This window comes from Streptomyces sp. NBC_01788 (assembly GCF_035917575.1).
Lineage (GTDB): Bacteria > Actinomycetota > Actinomycetes > Streptomycetales > Streptomycetaceae > Streptomyces.
On sequence record NZ_CP109090.1, the window covers coordinates 7,287,546 to 7,304,990 of the forward strand.

The window sequence follows — 17,445 nt, forward strand, 5'->3', positions numbered from 1 at the left end:
CCAGGACCCGCCCTGTGCGCCATGGCGAAGCAGTTCGCCACCGACGCCGGGTACTCGGTCGCCGACCGGGCTCTCCAACTGCACGGCGGCTACGGCTACCTCAGCAAGTCCGGCATTGAGAAGATCGTCTGTGACCTGCCTGTCCACCAGATCCTGGAAGGAACCAACGAGATCATGCGTGTCATCGTGGCCCGCGGCCTGACGGAGGCGGTGGGATGACCGCCACCGAGGAACCCGTCCTGTTCCACACTGCCGGACGGGCCGCCCACATCACCCTCAACCGGCCCAGGGCCCTCAACGCCCTCACCCATGAGATGGTGCGTCGCATCGACGAGGCACTGACGGCCTGGGAACACGACCCGGCCGTGGAGACCGTCGTCATCACCGGCGCGGGGGAGCGCGGCCTGTGCGCGGGCGGTGACATCCGTGCCATCCACGACGACGCCCGCGACGGGGACGGCACCGCCTCGGCCGCCTTCTGGCGCGACGAGTACCACCTCAACGCCCGCATCGCCCGCTACCCGAAGCCGTACGTCGCCATCATGGACGGCATCGTCATGGGCGGCGGCGTCGGCGTCTCCGCGCACGGCAGAGTCCGTATCGTCACCGAGCGTTCGCGGATCGCGATGCCGGAGACGGGCATCGGCTTCGTGCCCGACGTCGGCGGCACCTACCTGCTCGGCCTGGCACCCGGTGAGCTGGGCACGCACCTCGCGCTGACCGGCGCGCAGATCGGCGCGGGCGACGCCTTGCTGTGCGGTCTCGCCGACCACTACATACCGTCCGGAGCGCTCGGCGCCTTCGTCGGCGACCTTGCCCGCATGCCCGTACGGGACGCCCTGGCGTCTCATGTTCGGACGCCGCCGCAGGGAGAGCTGGCGCAGCGGCGGGCGTGGATCGACTCCTGCTACGCCGCCGGGACCGTCGAAGACATCGTGAGCCGGCTGCTGGACCAGGATGAGCCCGCAGCCAAGGAGGCGGCCGAAACCCTGCTCACCAGGTCACCGACCGCCGTGAAGGCCACCCTGGCCGCCGTGCGTTGCGCCCGCCGTCTCGGATCGCTTGAGGCGGTCCTGGACCAGGAGTACCGCGTCTCCTGCGCCGCCCTGAGCAGCCCCGATCTGGTGGAGGGCATCCGCGCCCAGCTCATCGACAAGGACCGCCGCCCCCGCTGGTCTCCAGGCACCCTCGCCGAGGTGATGGACGCCGACGTGGACCGCTACTTCGCCCCGCTCGGCGTCCGTGAACTGGGCCTCGCCGACCCCGGCAGCACCGCGGAGGTGGTTTGGTGACCCGGACCGCGTTCATCGGATTCGCTCCCCGCTGGCCGCCAAGCTCAGGGTGATCCCCGGCAACTGCGGCTCCCGGCGTCCGACCCGCGCGGTCGGCAAGGCCAAGGCCATGGAACTGTGCCTGACCGGGCGCACCATGGACGCGGCGGAGGCCGAACGCGCCGGGCTGGTCTCGCGGGTGGTCCCCGCCGACGACCGCAGTTCGGCCACCGCTGACCCACGTGGCCGTCGTCCCGTGCGCCGACGAGTCCGGCCCCGGGCCGGCGGCCGGCAACTGGCCGCCGGCCGACGGCGGATCGCCGGCCGATGGCGGATCGCCGGCCGGCGCACCCGGGTGCGCCGTGCCGCGGCCCGGCTGTCAAGGCGTCAGGCCGGTGCCGGGCAGCCGTCGTCCGCCACCGGCACCTCCTCGTCCTCCCCGGGGCGGAGCACCTGTGCCGAATCGAGCAGGGCCTCGACCACCTCCTCCAGGTCGAGGCGCTGCTCGACCGAGCGCAGGTGCGGCAGGCGCGCGCCGGTGCTGACGCGGGGAGGGGCGAGGAGGCTGCAGCAGTCCTCGTCGGGCAGGACCGAGATGTCGGCGGTGCCGATGGACCGGGCCTCGTCGATGATCTCCTGCTTCTCCCGGCCGATCAGCGGACGCAGTACGGGCAGCGCCGCCGCCTCGTCCACCGCGACCAGGTTGGCCAGCGTCTGACTGGCGACCTGCCCGAGGCTGTCGCCGGTCACCAGCGCCTGGGCGCCGATGCGGCCGGCCAGCGCGGAGGCGGTGCGCACCATCAGCCGGCGCTGGGCGACCACCTGGAGCCGCCCGGCCCCCGCCACGGCGAGCTGCTTCTGCGCCTTGCCGAGCGCGACGACGTGCAGGGTTCCGGGCGGCTGGTAGCGGTTCAGCTCACGGGCCAGGGCGTACGCCTTGTACACGGACGAGGGGTTCGTGTAGGGAGCGCCGTTGAAGTGCACGAAGTCGCACGCCAGTCCGCGCCGCATGGCTCGGTGGGCGGCGACGGGGGAGTCGTAGCCGCCGGAGAGCAGGACCAGGGCCCGCCCGCTGGTCCCGACGGGCAGTCCGCTCAGACCGGGGAGGCGTTCGCAGGAGAGGTACGTCTCCCTGCGGTCGATCACGACGTTCAGCGTCACGTCGGGCGTGGTGAGGTCGACCGTCAGCGCGGGCACGGCATCGAGCACGCGGGACCCCAGAAGCACTTCCATCCGGGAGGAGGTCAGCGGGAACTGCTTGTCCCACCGCCGCACCCGCACGGCGAAGCGGAGTCCCCGGCGCTCACCGCTCACGGCACGCAGGGCGTCGATCGCCGACTCCGTGATGTCGTCGAGGGCGCTGGGCACCCGTACGGCGGGCTCGACGGAGTTGAAGCCGACGACCCGCCGGGCCCGCTCCACCAGGGCCTCGACGGGCACCTGCCCGCCCAGCACGGTCACGTTGTGCGCGGTTTTGATCCAGGTCGAGCCGCCGACACCGCGCAGCGCGACGCGCAGGTTGTCCTGAAGCCGCTCGGTGAAGCGGTGGCGGTTGCGGCCCTTGAGGAAGACCTCGCCGTGCTTGAGCAGCACGCACGGGCCGTGGGGGACGGGGGCGGCATCGGAGGAGGCCCGGGGAGCGGGTATGCGGGGATCGTCGGACATGTGAGTGAGCCTCTCAGAAGCCCCGGTCGTCGTCGCAGGTGCCCTCCGTGCCGCCGGGGGGCCTAGGGTCTTTCGTTTGGATCATGCCGGGCTCGCGGGTCCTGGCACCGTGCCTCGCCGCGTTGTCGTCGGTTGGCAGGGCTCCGCCCTGCCGCCCTCCTCCGCCTTGCGACACACGGCACAAGACCCCGCTCCCTGATCCGGCCTGATCCAAACGAAACACCCGAGAGCCGGGCGGCCGGTCTCCGCGCGTTATCACGTCGTGGCGGCGAGTTCGACGAGGTGCCGGGCTGTTCCCGCAGGGTCGACGATCTGATGGAGGTGTGCGCCCGGCAGGTGGGCCACACGCCAGCCGCGATCGCCTGCCTCGGCGGCGAGTTCGGCGTACGGAGGGCCGAACAGCAAGTAGGAGCAGGGGTGGTCGTCCCAGCCGTCGGGGATCGGGACGTGCTGCTCGTAGTAGGACAGCGGCAGGGCGGGCTGCTCCTCCACGACCGTCCGCCGCATTTCGGGATCGGGGAACATGGGCGCGACGTCTGCTTCGTCCCACCAGTCGGTCCAGCGCGGCAGCGTGCCGTCCACGGCCATCGGGCGGAGGAATTCCAGCAACTCGGATGAAGCGACGGGGGTTTGCCCGCGGCGGGCCGGTAGCGCGGCGTCCACGAAGATGGAACCGGTCACCGGATGGTCGAGGCCCGAGCGGATCGCCGGCACGAACAACCCGGCGTTGCTGTGTGCCACCAGCACGACGGGACTGTCGGCCGGGACCTGCCGCAGGTCGTTGCGGACGGCACTGACCGTACGAGGCCAGAAGGGCGGACCGCCGACGCCGACGTGCAGCAGGGACGGCACGCGTACCCGGTGTCCCGCCGCTGTCAGGCGTTCGGCCACAGGGCGCCAGGTCGAGGGGCCCACGGACGGACTGTGCACGAGAACGAAGATCGGCTGCATGTGACGATCGTGTCGGCCGTGGCGTGGGAGGCGCCACCGCCTTGGCCGACAGCAGAAGTACGACTGCCGCAGGCAGTACGACTGCCACAAGGCGTCGAAGCAGCCCTGGGCGTCGTTCACTTCGGCGGGGCGACTCCCGCCAGGCCGTGGCGCAACAGGGCGAAGGCGTGGTCGGCGTCGGCCACCGCTTCGGGGTGGACCTCGTCCGCGGACCGGCCGGCGACGATGCGCTGCCAGTTCACCGACGCCAGGATGCGCTCCGTGGCGATCACCTGGCCGGCCAGCAGGGCCGCCGTGATCTCGCGGCCCGTGTCGAGCGCGTCGACCAGGGTCCGGGCCAGCGCCTCCTCGGCCTGGGCCAGGTACTGGCCGACGCGTGCCACAAGACTCGGCGTGGAGTAGACGAGGCTGTGGAAGGCCAGGACGCTCTGGTCGTCGTTGAGTCCCGTGATGGGATCCCGCGCCGCCAGCCCGTTCAGGAAGTGCTGGTGCAGGGCGTCGATCGCGGACGTTCCCGGCGGTCGCTCCGCCACGACGGTGCTGCTCACCGTCTGGTGGTCGGCGAACCGGTGGACTACCAGGTCTTCCTTGGTCGGGAAGTACTTGAACAGCGTGGGTTTGGAGACCTCGGCCGCGGCCGCGATGTCGACGACTGAGACCTGGTCGAACCCGTGCTCCAGGAAGAGCGTGATCGCCGTGTCGGAGATCGTCTCCCGCGTTCGCTGCTTCTTGCGCTCCCGCAAGCCCATCGGCGCGTTCACCAGGCCATTCGAGTACGTGAATTAACTCGGTCAATATATCTCAGCCCGCGACCGTCGGCCCGCGACCGTCAGTCCGTGAGCGGCTCCGGCAGCGGACGGGCGTGCAGGACGTCGAGCCGGGACACCGCCCGCGTCACCACGACGTACAGCCGGTGCAGTCCGCGCGGCTCGGACTCGACGATCGCGGCCGGTTCCACCACGACGACATGGTCGTACTCGAGGCCCTTGACGACCGTCGCGGGCAGCACGCTCACCCGGGCGGCCGTGCCGACCTCCTCGCCGGTCGCCGTCTCGATGCCCGCCTTGCACAGGGCCGCCGTGGTGGCGGCCACCGCGGCGTCGGCGGCGATGACGGCGACCGACCCTTCGCGTTCGAGAGCCGCGCGGACGGCGGACACGGTGGCGGCCGACGTGTCGTCGACCGCGCTGACCGTCAACTCGCCGTCGCGGCGCAGCGAGCGGGCCGACGGCACGTCGACGCCGAGGTCGGCCACCAGCCGGTTGGCCAGTTCCATGACGGCGGCGGGGACCCGGAAACCAGTGGTCAGCGGGACGACCGTGGCCTGCGCCTTGCCCAGGTGCGTGAGCTGCTCCCGCCAGGTCCGCGCCGACCAGGGCGCGGTGGCCTGGGCCAGGTCGCCCAGCACCGTGATCGAGCCGAAGGCGCTGCGCCGGGCGATCGCCCGGCACTGCATCGGCGACAGGTCCTGGGCCTCGTCCACGACCACATGACCGAAGCCCTCGGGGCGTTCGACGAGCCCGGCGACCGCCGCCTCCTTCGCCTCGTCCCACGTGCCCCGGACCAGTGAGCGGGGCTTGACGAGCCAGTACGCCGTCTCCAGGGGCGGGAGGTCCGACGTGGGGAACTCCGTGGCCACCTCGCGGTAGCGCCGGATCAGTTCCGGCCTGCTTCCGGTCGGGGGTGGATCGGGGTGCGGGGGCCGCCGCAGGGCCTCGTCGTCGAAGCGTTCCTTCTTGAACGAGTTGGAAAACGACGGGGTCGGTCGCGGAAACCAGGTGAACATATTCCGCATCCTCAAGGCCATCCTGCGGGACGCGCGCATGATACGGAAGAATTCGTATAACGCCGATCGAACGTCATCGCATCATGCGGTTCTGCAAAGCTCAACAATGAGCAGACGGGCGCCCTGGGGAAATCCTACTGTTCGTCTGATCTGTCGACTGGCGCATGAGCGAACATGAGTGACGAAAAAGACTGGGTGGCGGTGACTGATCTGCTGCCGGCCCGGGCGGAGCGCTTCCCGGACCGGGTGGCGATGAATGTCAACGGCACCGGAGGAATCACCTACTGGGAATGGCAGCGCCGCGTGAATCGCACGGCGAACGGCCCGCTGCGGGCCGGGGTGCGGCGCGGGGACGCCATCGCCTTGCTGTTCGGCGGGATGGACTGGTCGACTACGCCGTCGCCTGCCTCGCCGTCCTCAGTGCGGTGCCTGCGGGGTTCACCTGCATGAGAGCTACCCGCAGGCGGAGCTGGAGTGCCGGCTGGCCGAGGGCGGCGTGCGCGGCGTCATCCACGGCGCGGGGCTGCGGCCGCCGCGCCGCGTGGGCGCGTGGGCGCGCACGGTCGCGGACCTCGACGGCGGCGACGAGACGCCGGTCGCGGTGGACCTCGCCCCGGCGACATCGCCGACATCCTCCACACCTCCGGCACGACCGGGCCTGCGAAGGGATTCACCAACCCGCGCGGGAACCTCACCGTCGGCCGCAGCCCCGAGGGAACCGGGGCGGACGCGATCGTGGTCCTGCGGGACCCTCGGGCGCTGGACGGGCTGCCGGGCTTCCTGGCCGGGCGGCTCAAGCCGCACGAGCATCCCGAGCGATTCCACGACTGGCCGAGCCTGCCCCGCGGGGCGACCGGCAAGGTGGTCAAGGCCGTGATCAGGCAGCAACTCGGACCTAGTGCCGCGGCAGGTGACGTTTGCCCGTGAAGGAGCGGCGTCCGGTGCGTGCTCTCGGTGTGCCGGCCGGAAGTCCTCGTACTGGATGTACTTGGGCTTTCGGCCGGTGCGGCGAGAGTGGGGGTCCCCCTGCTCGAAGAGCTTGGGGGAGTGCCGGGCGTCGCGACGGGGCGAACGTTGCCTGTCGCGGCACTGGCTGAGGGGGCGGGTCCGCAGACCCGCCCCGCACCACCGTCTTCCCGGCGGCTACTCCAGGTTCTCGGTCAGCGGGGCCGACGGCGAGCTGTCCGCCGAGAGCTCGGGCTCCGCGGCCGCGCCGGCGTCCATACCGGGCATCGTCCCCGGCATGGGCGCGTCCGCGGCGGGCCGGATGAGGAGGACCACGAGGGCGAGCGCGACGACCGTGATCGCCACCGCGACCAGGAAGCCGGCCGAGGCGCCCTTGGCCAGGACGTGCGCCTTGTCGCCCGTCGCCCCGCTCGTCGCCGCGCCGTACACGGTGATGATGACCGCCAGGCTCAGCGAGCCGCCCATCTGCTGCGTCGCGTTGAGCAGGCCCGAAGCGGCCCCCGTGTCCTGCATCTCCACCCCGGACACGCCGACCATGGTCATCGGCATGAACACCATGCCCGCCCCGATCCCGTACAGCAGCATGGGACCGAGCAGGTCGCCGAGGTAGGCGCTGTCGGCGGAGATCGTCGACAGCCAGATGAGCGCGCCCGTGATCAAGAGCGTCCCCACCACCAGCGGCAGGCGCTGCCCGATCTTGGGAATGAGCTGCATCATCACGCCGGAGACGACGATGATCGAGACGCTGAGCGGCAAGAAGGCCAGGCCGGTCTTGAGCGGGCTGTAGGCCAGCACGTTCTGAAAGAAGAGGGTCAGGAAGAAGAACATCCCGATCAGGGAACCCATCATCGCCACGCCGAGGGCGTAGATGCCCGAGCGGTTGCGGCTGGCGAACAGGCGCAACGGGATGATCGGCTGCGGGGTGCGGCTCTCGATGAAGACGAAGGCCGCCAGCAGGACCACGGCCCCGACGAACGAGCCGACCGTGGTGGCATCCCGCCAGCCGCTGTCGGAGGCGTGGATGAAGCCGTACACGAGCAGGGCCACGCCCCCGGTGGAAGTGATCGCGCCGCCGAAGTCGAACCGGCCCTCGCTCCGCGGCGACTTGCCGATGAACAGCGGCGCGACCAGGGCCAGGGCGACGCCGATGGGCACGTTGACCAGCAGGACCCAGCGCCAGGAGACCCACTCGGTGAGCAACCCGCCTGCCACCAGGCCGATCGCGCCGCCCGCGCCCGACACGCCGGCGAACACCGCGAACGCCCGGTTGCGCTCCCGCTCGGTCGGGAAGCCGGTGGCGATCAGGGACAGCACCGTCGGGGCGACGATGGCGGCCCCGGCGCCCTGAATGACGCGCATGCCCAGCAGCCATCCGGAGTTCTGGGCGAGGCCGCCGAGCAGGGACCCCAGCGTGAACAGCGAGACCCCGCCGATGAAGGCCGGGCGGCGGCCGAGGAGGTCACCGACCCGGCCGCCGAGCAGTAACAGCCCGCCGAACGCGAGGGCGTAGGCGTTGACCACCCATGACAGGTTCTGCGTGGAGAAACCCAGGGACGTCTGCATGCTGGGGAGCGCCACGTTCACGATGGTGGCGTCGAGGATTACCATGAGCTGGGCGATCGCGATGACAACCAGCATGAGGCCAGTGCGATGCGCTAGCCGGGGCGGGCTCGCCGGGGCTGCGATTGCGTGGGTGCTAACAGCCATTTGGTAGCCTTATCAGGTAAGATGTTGGGAACGTTAAGGAACGATAGCGTTCACTGTTCGGCACTCTAGCAGTGGCAAGTAGGGAACGCAATCGTTCACCATGCGGTCGGCTGGGGGGCCGTCCGGGAAGTGGGGATGCCGTGTCCGGAGTCGGATTGGCTGCCGACACGGCGGTCGGCGACCAGGACCCGCCCAGGAAGCCGGCGGCAAGCCGTCGGCGGGGCAAGGACCTGGAGCGCGCCATCTACTCGGCGGTGATCACCCAGCTCGAGGCCGTCGGCTATGCCAGGCTGACCATGGATCGGGTGGCGGCCGATGCCCGGACGGGCAAGGCGGCGCTCTACCGGCGCTGGCCCAGCAAGGCCGACCTCGTGGTCGACACGCTCGACTACGCCCTGCCCGCGCCCGAGGACGCGCCCGACAAGGGCAACGTCCGCGACGACCTGGTCGAGCACATGCGGCAGAAGGCAGAGGTCCTCAACTCCCCGGTCGGCCGCGCGGTGCAGAGCCTGCTGGCCGAGATCGACCGGGACCGGCCGCTGGTCCGCCTGGTGCAGGAGCGCGTCTTCCAGCCCCGGCAGAACGTCTTCCAGCTGATCCTGGAGCGCGGGGTGCAGCGCGGCGAGATCCGCCCCGGCCGGCTCAGCCCGTTGGTCGCTGAACTCGGGCCCGCCATGCTGGTGCAGCGCTTCCTCGGCGACTCGGCCCCGGTTCCCGACGACTACCTGGTGGCCGTGGTGGACGAGCTGATCATGCCCATCATCCGCCAGTAGCCCCCAGGACGATGCGGTGTCGCCGGGGGGCGTAGGCCGCCGGTACTTCCTCGATCGCGCGGCAGCAGCCATTGAGGGTGGACAGGGTGTCAGCGGGAAAGCGCGCCCGGTCCAGCGGCAAGACGCGGTACCCGGCCTGGGCGAAGAGCATGGCCTTGGGGGAACCAACACAGCGCGCGCCCATGACGATGACGTCGAACTCCTCAATGGCCACCTCACAGAGGGCGCAGTCGCGCCGGTCGGGGTGACCGCGCCCCGGACGCGCGGCCGATGGCCTTGACCGTACGCACCCGGCCCCGGGCAGGCAGTGCAGTATTGAGCGATTGCCGGCAGTCAGGTTCCGGCCGACGGCGCGGTGGCCGCCGGAGCCGGGTTCCGTGAGCGCTGCCAGGCCACCGGCCTGCTCGAAGAGGACGGGCGCGTCGCCGGCGTCACCTTCACCCGGGCGCCGGCCAGGCCCCCTGGGCGGCAGGATGCCGCCGCGCGGTCACGTGTGGATCTTCTCGTGGTTGGCCAGCATGCCGACGTACTTCTCGATGCGCCGGGCCCTGGTCTCGGGCTTCTTGGCGTCCTGCACCCGGTAGAGGATGGAGTAGCGATTCTGGCTGTCGAGGGTCTTGAAGAACTCCGCGGCGGCCGGGTTGGCCTCCAGCGCCCGCGCCAGGTCGTCCGGGACGGTGGCGGACTTCGCCCCCGCGTAGGCCGCTTCCCAGCGCCCGTCCCTCTTGGCCCGCTCGACCTCGGCGATCCCCGGCGGTTGCATCCGTCCCTGCTCGATGAGGGCGGCGACCTTCTCCCGGTTGACCTTGGACCACCGGCTGCGGGCCGACCGCGGCGTGAACCGCTGGAGCCAGTGGGCGTCGTCGAGCTTGCCTTTCTGGCCGTCGATCCACCCGTAGCACAATGCCACGTCGAGGGCCTGGGCGTACGTCAGGACGTCTTCGCCCGCGGCGTTATTCGTAAGCTTCAGCCAGAACCCGCGGGACGCGGCATAATTGCGGGAAAGCCAATCCTGCAGCTCCGCCGCCGATGCGAATTCGATGATCTCTTCGTCTCGGGCCATGGTGTTAGTCAAGCACAAGATGGCGGCCCGAGGAGGCGGACCTCGGGTACCGGCGGGGTTGGCCGAAATCGGTTGAAAACAGGAGCGCAATCGCGCAACGACGGCACTGACAAGCTTTTACGGAGTCACCCTCGACTGTCCGGACCCCGCCCGCCTGGCTGAGTTCTACAGGCAGCTGACCGGAATGACGGTCTCTTACAGCAGCGACGATTACGCCGACCTGTCTGGCGAGGGGCCGGCCATCGGCTTCCAGCGCGTTGCCGACTTCCGGGCGCCGAAGTGGCCCTGACCGCGGGTAGCTGATCCCAGCGCGGGCGGTGCAACTGCTCGGCGGGTACGCCACGATCGCCCACGCCGGGGTGCCGCAGCGCCATCCCGGCCTCGGCAACCAGTACTACAGCCGCATCCCGCTGCGCCTGGAGCACTGACGTGCCCGGCGGTCAGCCCGTCGTCGCCGACAGCGCGCCGCCGCCACGACCGGGCACGTCGGCGGGCCAGGGGATGCCCGGGAGCCGCGGGCGAGGCTCGCGGAAATGCTCGACGCCGGGTCCCTCGTCCCCCTGACCCCCGGCGCGTCATCCGGCGTCCTCGCCGCCCTGGGCCGGGTCAGTGGGATCCCCGTCGTCGCGTTCGCGATCGACCCGCGGGTCGACGGAGGCGCGCTGAGCCACGCCGGCTGCACGGTGAGCACCACCGGCTACGCCGCCGCCGTCCGCGACCGGGTCCCGGTGCTCGGCTTGACGAGGTCGACGTACAAACCATCAGGTCGGCCACGGTGGCGGTCCAGCCGTCGAAGTTCGGGGGCGGGCCCGACCCGGGTGCCCCGGCGCACGCCGCGCCCCGCAGGGCCTGCCCGACCGAGGTGGCCCGGCGCCGCCACCGGGCGTAGGTCAGGCCGTCGGCGCCCCTCGGCGTCGATTGCCCCCCGGTCCGGCTGGACCTGCGCGGGCAGCCGCTGGATTCCGGTGCCACTGCTCAATTCTGAGCGCCGGGCGGCCACCGGCCCGGGCTACCGTCGAAACGCACTCGGACGACCCGCAGTTGAGGCGAGGCGTTGGGTGAGTACTTCCTGTTCCAGTGGGAAATGACGACGGGAGCGAGCTGATGTCGGGTCGGTCGGATCAGGTTGTTGGTTCTGTGCCAGTCGCATCCGGCAGCTTCCTGCTTGCCGGGCACAGGCCGGCCGTGGCGGTCCAGAGGCTGGCCTTCTTCGAGCGGGTTCGTGCCGAGGGACCCGTGCTGCGGCTGCGCATGGGCCGCATTCCCACCTTCCTCATCAACGACCACGCCATGGCCCGCGAAATACTCGGCGACGGCGGTGACACCTTCGCCCGGGGGCGGTTCTTCAGCAAGGTGCGCCCGCTGGTCGGCAACGGGCTCGGCAGCTCCGACGGCGCCTTCCACCTGCGCCAACGCCGGATGGTCCAGCAGGCGTTCAGCCACGACCACCCCGGGTACGACGTGGCCGCGCTGCAGGCCGGCATCAAAGCGCAGGTCGACACCTGGCAGCCCGGTACCGTCGTGGACATGGCCCGGGAGATGGACACCCTGGCCAACGCGCTGATCAACACCGCGCTGTTCTCCTCGGACAAGGTAGCCGGCGACGCCGACACCATCCGGGACACCATCGCCGACTTCATAGCCGGCGTCGGCATCCGCAGCGTGGTCCCCAGCGACCTGGTGGACAAGCTGCCCACCCCGGCCAACCGGCGCTTCATCCGGGCGCGGGACCGGCTCGAAGCGGCCCTGACCTCGATCATCAACCGGTACCTGACCGACCCCCACGACCACGGCGACATCCTGTCCAGCATGGTCGCCGCCCGGGACGCGGACGGCCAGCCCATGAGCCCGGGCGAATTGCGCGATGAGGTGCTGTCCATGCTGATCGCCGGCGGCGACAGCTCCGGACATGCCCTGGGCTGGGCCTTCCACGAAATCGCCCAGCACCCCACGGCCGCCCAGCGACTGCGCGAGGAGTTCGCCCAGGTGCTGGACGGGCGGGACCCCACCATGGGCGACCTGCGCCGCCTGGTATACACCCGCCAGGTCATCAACGAGACCCTGCGGCTACGCAGCCCCGGCTGGATGGACATGCGGCGCACCACCCGACCGGTAAAGGTCGGCGGCTTCGCATTCCCCGCCGAGGCCGAACTGCTGACCAGCCTCACCGCCCTGCACCGCGACCCGGCCGTCTACTCCGATCCCACCACCTTCAACCCCGACCGGTGGTCACCAGGGCACCCCCAGCAGCCCCGTCGCGAGCTGTTCATGCCCTTCGGCGCGGGTACCCGCATGTGCGCCGGAGAATCGATGGCCAACTTGACGATGGCCTTCGCGCTGGCCACCGTGCTGCCCCGCTTCGAACTCCGGCCGGTACCCGGCCGCCCGGTCCGGGAGGTGTGCAAGGGCATCATGGGGGCCAGCGCACTCCCGATGACCGTGCACCCGGTACCGGAGGCCAAGGCATAACCCGTACCCCGGCGAGGAATCACTCCTGCGGAGCGTGACGGTGCTTGCTGCGATGTGACGGTTCGTGAGGGTGTGCGGCGTCGGTCGTGCGGTGTGATGGGATTTTGCCGTGCCCGAGCTGGAGTCGATGGCGCGTGACGAGCTGGTCGGGCTCGCCCCGTGGTCGAGCCGTCCGGCTCGGTGAGCCGGCGGTGGTGATCGCCCGTCGGGATGCGCAGATCGCGGCCATGGCCGTGCAACTCGCCGACTGGATGGACACGTTCGAGTGGCAGGCCCGGGAACTGGCGAGGCTTCAGCATCTGCGCTTGCGCAACAGCTCCAACTCCTCGATGCCGCCCTCGAAGGACGACGCCCCCGGGAAGGTGCCGCCGGGTAAGGAGCGCCGGGCCAAGCCGGGCGGCCGCGGTAAGGGCAAGCAGAGGGGCGCGCCCGGGTCGGCGGGGCGTCAGGCCCATGTCCCGCAGCAGCGATCCCCCGGGCGTTGACCCTGCGGGTTCGTCCTCCCCGGTCGGGGTGCCGCCCGGGCCGAGGCCGACAGCGTGCGGGGGCAGTGGCTGCCGGCTCGGCGGTCAGTGGCCCGGCTCCCAGCGATCGGGCCGCCGTATGGGCCTGGCGAAGCAGCCGGGCACGCTCCACCGCTGCGCGCGAGCAGGGCAGCCGCCCAACGGCCGTCACCGGTGGCCAGTTCGTAGGGGCGCTCCGGTCCCTCCAGGACCGATGCGGCCCGGGCCCACGCCTCGGCGGTGTCGGTGCCGGTGGCCCGGTTGAGTTCCGCCTGCAGCATGAGGTGGCGAACCGGGGCGTCAACGCCGCCCCGCTAGCCCTGGCCCAAGACTGAGTCCTCGTGGTGCCGCCCCTCTCCCGAGGGGCCGAACCCCTTTCTGGGGCTTCCCTTGTTGGCTACGGAACGCCGGGCCGCCCGGCCTGTCCGAACGGATGCTCCAGCCGGACTTGTCGAATTCGTGGGGCGGGAGAGCCGGTGGCGTCCCGTCGGCCAGGAACGGTGGAACGCCGAGCGCGGGTCGAAGCGTCGCATGCCGGCCTGCTGCTGTGCCTGGTAGGGAGGCCAGGCTGTCGCCGCTTGTGTCGCGGTCTTCAGCCGTCCCCCCGAGCTGCCAGGCGGCTGCGGCGATGTCCGGGTCCGGCGTGGCGCGCCGGCGGATGAGGTCTTCGGTCCACGGCATGGCCCAACGGATGGCGCTGCCCAGGCGGCCGACCAGGTTCTTGCGGTGAGTCCGGCGTCTGCGCCGCCGTCTCCGTGCACCCGGTCCAGGACCGTCCGTGCGGCTGGGCCGATGCCGGGTGGTTCGACGGCTGCGCCGTGGATGTCTCGTCCATCTCGGGCCAGGCGGTTGCGCTCGGCGCTCACATGCGCGACGGCATCGGACGCGCGGAACCGACAGCCAAGGACACGAGGGCGCAGACTCGGCGACCGCATGACGCCTTCAGGCGACGTGAACCTCGACCGTACGGGTCCGTCAGGACGTGACGCCCCACAGCCGGCGAGGCCGCCACGGTCCTCGCGTCGACGGCCGGACCGAGTCGCAGCACTCCGGTCTGCCGCTCGAGGCCGCCCGGGTAGAGCTCGAACACTGGTTGGGCAGCAGTGGTGACCAGCAAGGTGGCCAGACAGTCGGCGACGTCGACCGCCCGGACCGCGTCCTCGTCCAGAGCGAGCGCGTCGGCCACCTGGGCGCCGCGGGAAACTGTCGGTGAGATTGTGACCTATCTCATATTCGACGGCTGGGTGTCGATTGCGCCGCTTGCCGGGCGGTGGCGCAGCGCCTGGAGCAGGGTGTTGTCGGGCGCGATGGCCGGATACGGCTCCCTTTTCGGTCGGTGAATCGGGCCGGTGATCGGGCCGGGTCGGGTGGCTGGCCGGAGGTATCTGCGGCGAGGTTTTTGGCCGGGGTGTAGGGGGCAAATTTGTTTGGGGGAGGGTGGAACGGGTTTTCGACTTCATTGTTGGCCCAAACCCGGCTTGATTGATGGGTGCGACCACCGTATGCTAGGGGGAAGTATATGTTCGTCTCCACGTCCATGCCCTTATGGGAAACTCTGCGAGACAGCATGGTGGGGAGTGGGAGGTCGGCCCCGGCGGTGCGGCTGGCGCGCGGCGAGAACGTGTATTCCAGCGGGCAGTCCGACAACAGCCTGTACCTGGTCGAGGAGGGCCAGGTGAAGATCGTTTCGGGCTCTCTGGATGGTAAGCGATGCCTGCTCTCCATATGCGTGGAGAGGGAGTTCTTCGGTGAGCTGGGAATTCTTCAGGGAATGCGTACGGAGACCGCGACGGCGATGAAGCGGAGTGTCCTGCGGAAATTATCGGCGGCGCATGTGGCGGCGGTTCTGCAGGATCGGGAGAACGCTGAGGAGTTCGCCCTGCACTTGATGGAACAGCTGTCCTGGCAGCAGCGGTTGATCGCCAATATGGTGACCATGAACTGCGAGCAGCGGCTCGCGGTGACACTTCTCGATCTCGCTCGGAAGGTTGGTCGGCGGCAGGGGGCCGAGCTGAGAATGGAACGGCGGATAACGCACGAGGAACTCTCGGAAATGGTTGGGACCACGCGTTCCCGGGTGGGGTTCTTCCTCAAGCGGTTCTCCGACGACGGGCTGCTGGTGCACAGCGGTTCGGCCCAGCTGACGGTGCACGAGACCCGGCTGGCGCGCTACGTGGCGAAGGTCTGAGTGGAGCCGGCAGGGGCGTCGCCGTGGTGGACCACTACCAACCCGGCGGCGCCCGCGCCGCGGCGCAGGGCGAGCGCGGCGATGTGGCCGGATCCCGGCCGCCACTGGTGAAACTGCCACTGGTTCGTGGCGTCGGCGGCCATCGTGATCGTCCCGGTGTCGGGCAGCGCGCCGAAGTCGCAGCGGCTGAATGGGTGAGCGAGGCCTAGGCCGAGGGCCTTGCTGTAGGCCTCCTTCAGGGTCCAGTACCGGAGGAAAGCGTCGGCGTGCCCGTCGGCGGGCAGCTTGGCGAGCGCGGCGGCCTCGGCGGGGGCGAGCACTCCGGGCAGCCGGCGGGTGCGGTGCGGAGCAGTCTCCTCGACGTCGATGCCGCAGTCGGTCCCGCGGGTCACCACGCAGACGGCCGCGCCGGGGGTGTGGGAGAGGTTGAACCTCAGCCCGGTCTCCGCGGTGCGGCCGGCGAGTTCCGGACGGCCGTGCCAGGTGGTGCGGAACTCCCACTGCTGCGGCGGGATTTCGGGGTGACACCGGGTCAGCGCGGCGCGCAGCAGGGTGTGCCCCACCGCGTACTGGGCGCGGTCCCGGGCGAAGCGGAAGCGGGCCAGCCGGTCGTGCTCGGCGGGCGTGAGCAGTGCCAGCCCCGCCCGGACCGCGGTGTCGCGGTCCGAGTCGGGCACGCGCGCGGTCCATACGTGGGCCTCGCGCGTGCCGGGCCGGAGGCCTCGCTCTGCCATCCGGCGCGGGTCAGGCCCGCGGGCCGAGCTCGACCTGCAGCTCGACCAGGCCGCGCATGATCCGGGTGGGGCGCCAGCGCAGGTCGTCCCGGGTGCCGGAGAGCGAGATGTTCGGGTAGCGGTCGACCAGTGCCGCGATCGCTTCCTGACCCTCGATCCGGGCGAGCGGGGCGCCGAGGCAGTGGTGCAGACCGAAGCCGAAAGCCAGGTGCGGGTTGTCGGTGCGGGTGATGTCCAACTGGTCGGGGTTCTCGAACTGCCGCTCGTCGCGGCTGGTCGAGGCGATGGAGACGGTGACCACGCTGCCGGCCGGGATCATGGTGCCGGCCACCTCGACGTCCTCTGTGGAGACCCGCATGGTGGACAGCTCCACCGGCGGGTCGTAGCGGAGGAACTCCTCCACGGCCGAGGCGACCAGGTCGGGCTTGGCCCGCAGCAGGGCGAACTGCTCCGGGTTGTCGAACAGCGCCAGGGTGCCGTTGGCGATCAGGTTGACGGTCGGCTCCTGGCCGGCGCTGAGCAGCAGCATCGCCGTGGAGACCATCTCGATCTCGGTGAGCCGGTTGCCCTCGTCGCGGGCGACGATCAAGCCGGTGATCACATCGGGCTGCTGGTCGCTGGTGTCCACGTCGGTCTCCGCGAGGTCCTTGAGTTCCTCGCGGCGGCGGGCCAGCAGCTCGGTGAAGAAGGACTGCATCGCCGCGTAGCCCTCCTGCGGGGTGAGCGCGCCGTCGACCACCGCGTCCGGGGCGGTGAGCATGGCGGTGGCCCAGAGCCGGAAGTTCTCCCGGTCGGCGTTCGGCACGCCGAGGATCTCGCAGATGACAGTGGTGGCCAGCGGGTGCGCGTAGCTCTCGATCAGGTCGACGGTCTGCTGCCCGGCGAGGCCGTCGAGCAGCTGCTCGGCGATCTCCCGCACGCGCGGGCGCATCGCCTCCATCCGGCGGTTGGTGAACGCCTTGCTGATCAGCTTGCGCAGCCGGGTGTGGTCCGGTGGGTCGGTGTTGACCAGGTGGTAGAGGTAGTCGGCGCGGTTGTCGCGCTCGCCCTTGACGTAGCCGGCGTCGCGCAGCTGGTCCCAGGCCAGGCCCGGGTCCTTGGCGAAGCGGGAGTCGTTCATGACGTCGCGGGCCTCGGCGTAGCGCAGCACGAGCCGGCGGTGGAGGCCGTTGGGTTCGCGGATGGTGTGGACGACGCCCTCGGCACGCATGTCGGAGTACAGCGCGTAGGGGTCGACCCGCGGTCCGGTCGGCAGGACCTTCGGGTCCTCGGAACCGGACGGTGCGCCGGGCTGTGATGACCGGTCATTCACGGGGCAGTCTCCGTTCCTTGGCAGGACGGCTCGTTCCGGCGGGTACGCCCGAGCGCC

16 protein-coding genes and 3 pseudogenes are annotated in these 17,445 nt (G+C 70.8%); 10 read left to right on the forward strand and 9 right to left on the reverse strand.

Going from position 1 to position 17,445, the window contains the following annotated elements:
• Window positions 1-6: 6 nt before the first annotated feature.
• The 3 genes and pseudogenes from OIE49_RS32485 to OIE49_RS32495 all read left to right on the forward strand — a co-directional run.
• Window positions 7-219 (forward strand): annotated as a pseudogene (locus tag OIE49_RS32485) (acyl-CoA dehydrogenase family protein); the annotation flags it as partial.
• Window positions 216-1,292 carry an enoyl-CoA hydratase/isomerase family protein gene (locus OIE49_RS32490; RefSeq protein WP_326805405.1) on the forward strand — a complete coding sequence of 359 codons (1,077 nt, stop codon included), beginning with the start codon at window positions 216-218 and terminating at the stop codon, window positions 1,290-1,292. The pseudogene OIE49_RS32485 and the gene OIE49_RS32490, both read left to right, overlap by 4 nt.
• A pseudogene (locus tag OIE49_RS32495) lies at window positions 1,267-1,488 on the forward strand (enoyl-CoA hydratase-related protein); the annotation flags it as partial. The gene OIE49_RS32490 and the pseudogene OIE49_RS32495, both read left to right, overlap by 26 nt.
• A 170-nt stretch (window positions 1,489-1,658) precedes the next feature.
• Here the strand turns inward: OIE49_RS32495 and thiI are convergent.
• The 4 genes and pseudogenes from thiI to OIE49_RS32515 form a co-directional block, all read right to left on the reverse strand.
• Window positions 1,659-2,936, reverse strand: coding sequence for a tRNA uracil 4-sulfurtransferase ThiI (gene thiI / locus OIE49_RS32500; protein ID WP_326805406.1), 1,278 nt, complete (start codon window positions 2,934-2,936; stop codon window positions 1,659-1,661).
• A 255-nt stretch (window positions 2,937-3,191) separates the two neighbouring features.
• A complete protein-coding gene (locus tag OIE49_RS32505) occupies window positions 3,192-3,887 on the reverse strand; it encodes an alpha/beta hydrolase (RefSeq protein ID WP_326805407.1) in 696 nt (231 codons plus the stop codon).
• Between the two features lie 116 nt (window positions 3,888-4,003).
• Entirely contained in the window at window positions 4,004-4,648 is a 645-nt protein-coding gene (locus OIE49_RS32510; protein ID WP_326805408.1) for a TetR/AcrR family transcriptional regulator, read from the reverse strand.
• Window positions 4,649-4,716: 68 nt separating this feature from the next.
• A pseudogene (locus OIE49_RS32515) lies at window positions 4,717-5,475 on the reverse strand (AAA family ATPase); the annotation flags it as partial.
• 372 nt (window positions 5,476-5,847) lie between these two features.
• Between OIE49_RS32515 and OIE49_RS32520 the strand changes: the two are divergent.
• Entirely contained in the window at window positions 5,848-6,123 is a 276-nt protein-coding gene (locus tag OIE49_RS32520) for a hypothetical protein (RefSeq protein WP_326805409.1), read from the forward strand.
• A gap of 99 nt (window positions 6,124-6,222) precedes the next feature.
• Window positions 6,223-6,600 (forward strand): hypothetical protein, encoded by a 378-nt coding sequence (locus OIE49_RS32525; RefSeq protein WP_326805410.1) that lies wholly within the window; start codon window positions 6,223-6,225, stop codon window positions 6,598-6,600.
• 216 nt (window positions 6,601-6,816) lie between these two features.
• On the opposite strand, the gene OIE49_RS32530 is transcribed toward OIE49_RS32525, so the two are convergent.
• The gene (locus OIE49_RS32530; protein ID WP_326805411.1) at window positions 6,817-8,277 is read right to left on the reverse strand and encodes an MFS transporter; all 1,461 of its coding nucleotides are present in this window, start codon (window positions 8,275-8,277) and stop codon (window positions 6,817-6,819) included.
• A 224-nt stretch (window positions 8,278-8,501) separates the two neighbouring features.
• Between OIE49_RS32530 and OIE49_RS32535 the strand changes: the two genes are divergently transcribed.
• Window positions 8,502-9,119, forward strand: a complete 618-nt coding sequence (locus OIE49_RS32535; protein ID WP_326805412.1) for a TetR/AcrR family transcriptional regulator — start codon at window positions 8,502-8,504, stop codon at window positions 9,117-9,119.
• Here the strand turns inward: OIE49_RS32535 and OIE49_RS32540 are convergent.
• Window positions 9,106-9,333 carry a hypothetical protein gene (locus OIE49_RS32540; RefSeq protein ID WP_326806448.1) on the reverse strand — a complete coding sequence of 76 codons (228 nt, stop codon included), beginning with the start codon at window positions 9,331-9,333 and terminating at the stop codon, window positions 9,106-9,108. The genes OIE49_RS32535 and OIE49_RS32540 overlap by 14 nt on opposite strands.
• A 273-nt stretch (window positions 9,334-9,606) precedes the next feature.
• Entirely contained in the window at window positions 9,607-10,182 is a 576-nt protein-coding gene (locus tag OIE49_RS32545; protein WP_326805413.1) for a YdeI/OmpD-associated family protein, read from the reverse strand.
• Window positions 10,183-10,288: 106 nt separating this feature from the next.
• On the opposite strand from OIE49_RS32545, the gene OIE49_RS32550 reads away from it, so the two are divergent.
• The 4 genes from OIE49_RS32550 to OIE49_RS32565 all read left to right on the forward strand — a co-directional run bounded on the left by OIE49_RS32550 (window position 10,289) and on the right by OIE49_RS32565 (window position 15,342).
• A complete protein-coding gene (locus tag OIE49_RS32550; RefSeq protein WP_326806391.1) occupies window positions 10,289-10,471 on the forward strand; it encodes a VOC family protein in 183 nt (60 codons plus the stop codon).
• A gap of 896 nt (window positions 10,472-11,367) precedes the next feature.
• Window positions 11,368-12,651: a cytochrome P450 gene (locus OIE49_RS32555; RefSeq protein ID WP_326805414.1), complete on the forward strand. Its 1,284-nt coding sequence runs from the start codon at window positions 11,368-11,370 to the stop codon at window positions 12,649-12,651.
• Between the two features lie 134 nt (window positions 12,652-12,785).
• Window positions 12,786-13,136, forward strand: coding sequence for a hypothetical protein (locus tag OIE49_RS32560; protein WP_326805415.1), 351 nt, complete (start codon window positions 12,786-12,788; stop codon window positions 13,134-13,136).
• Between the two features lie 1,537 nt (window positions 13,137-14,673).
• On the forward strand, window positions 14,674-15,342 hold the full coding sequence (locus tag OIE49_RS32565; RefSeq protein ID WP_100570182.1) for a Crp/Fnr family transcriptional regulator: 669 nt from the start codon (window positions 14,674-14,676) through the stop codon (window positions 15,340-15,342).
• Here the strand turns inward: OIE49_RS32565 and OIE49_RS32570 are convergent.
• Complete coding sequence (locus OIE49_RS32570; RefSeq protein ID WP_326805416.1) at window positions 15,324-16,019, reverse strand: 4'-phosphopantetheinyl transferase family protein; 696 nt, start codon at window positions 16,017-16,019, stop codon at window positions 15,324-15,326. The two genes, OIE49_RS32565 and OIE49_RS32570, sit on opposite strands and share 19 nt — an antisense overlap.
• A gap of 67 nt (window positions 16,020-16,086) precedes the next feature.
• A complete protein-coding gene (locus OIE49_RS32575; RefSeq protein WP_326805417.1) occupies window positions 16,087-17,388 on the reverse strand; it encodes a cytochrome P450 family protein in 1,302 nt (433 codons plus the stop codon).
• Window positions 17,389-17,445 lie beyond the last annotated feature (57 nt).

What these genes read in the sequence shown, in the direction of transcription:
- OIE49_RS32520 (WP_326805409.1), top strand. Translation starts at nt 5,848, where the DNA reads ATGAGTGACGAAAAAGACTGGGTGGCGGTGACTGATCTGCTGCCGGCC.
- OIE49_RS32490 (WP_326805405.1), top strand. Translation starts at nt 216, where the DNA reads ATGACCGCCACCGAGGAACCCGTCCTGTTCCACACTGCCGGACGGGCC.
- OIE49_RS32530 (WP_326805411.1), bottom strand. Translation starts at nt 8,277, where the DNA reads ATGCTGGTTGTCATCGCGATCGCCCAGCTCATGGTAATCCTCGACGCC.
- thiI (WP_326805406.1), bottom strand. Translation starts at nt 2,936, where the DNA reads ATGTCCGACGATCCCCGCATACCCGCTCCCCGGGCCTCCTCCGATGCC.
- OIE49_RS32565 (WP_100570182.1), top strand. Translation starts at nt 14,674, where the DNA reads ATGTTCGTCTCCACGTCCATGCCCTTATGGGAAACTCTGCGAGACAGC.
- OIE49_RS32545 (WP_326805413.1), bottom strand. Translation starts at nt 10,182, where the DNA reads ATGGCCCGAGACGAAGAGATCATCGAATTCGCATCGGCGGCGGAGCTG.
- OIE49_RS32505 (WP_326805407.1), bottom strand. Translation starts at nt 3,887, where the DNA reads ATGCAGCCGATCTTCGTTCTCGTGCACAGTCCGTCCGTGGGCCCCTCG.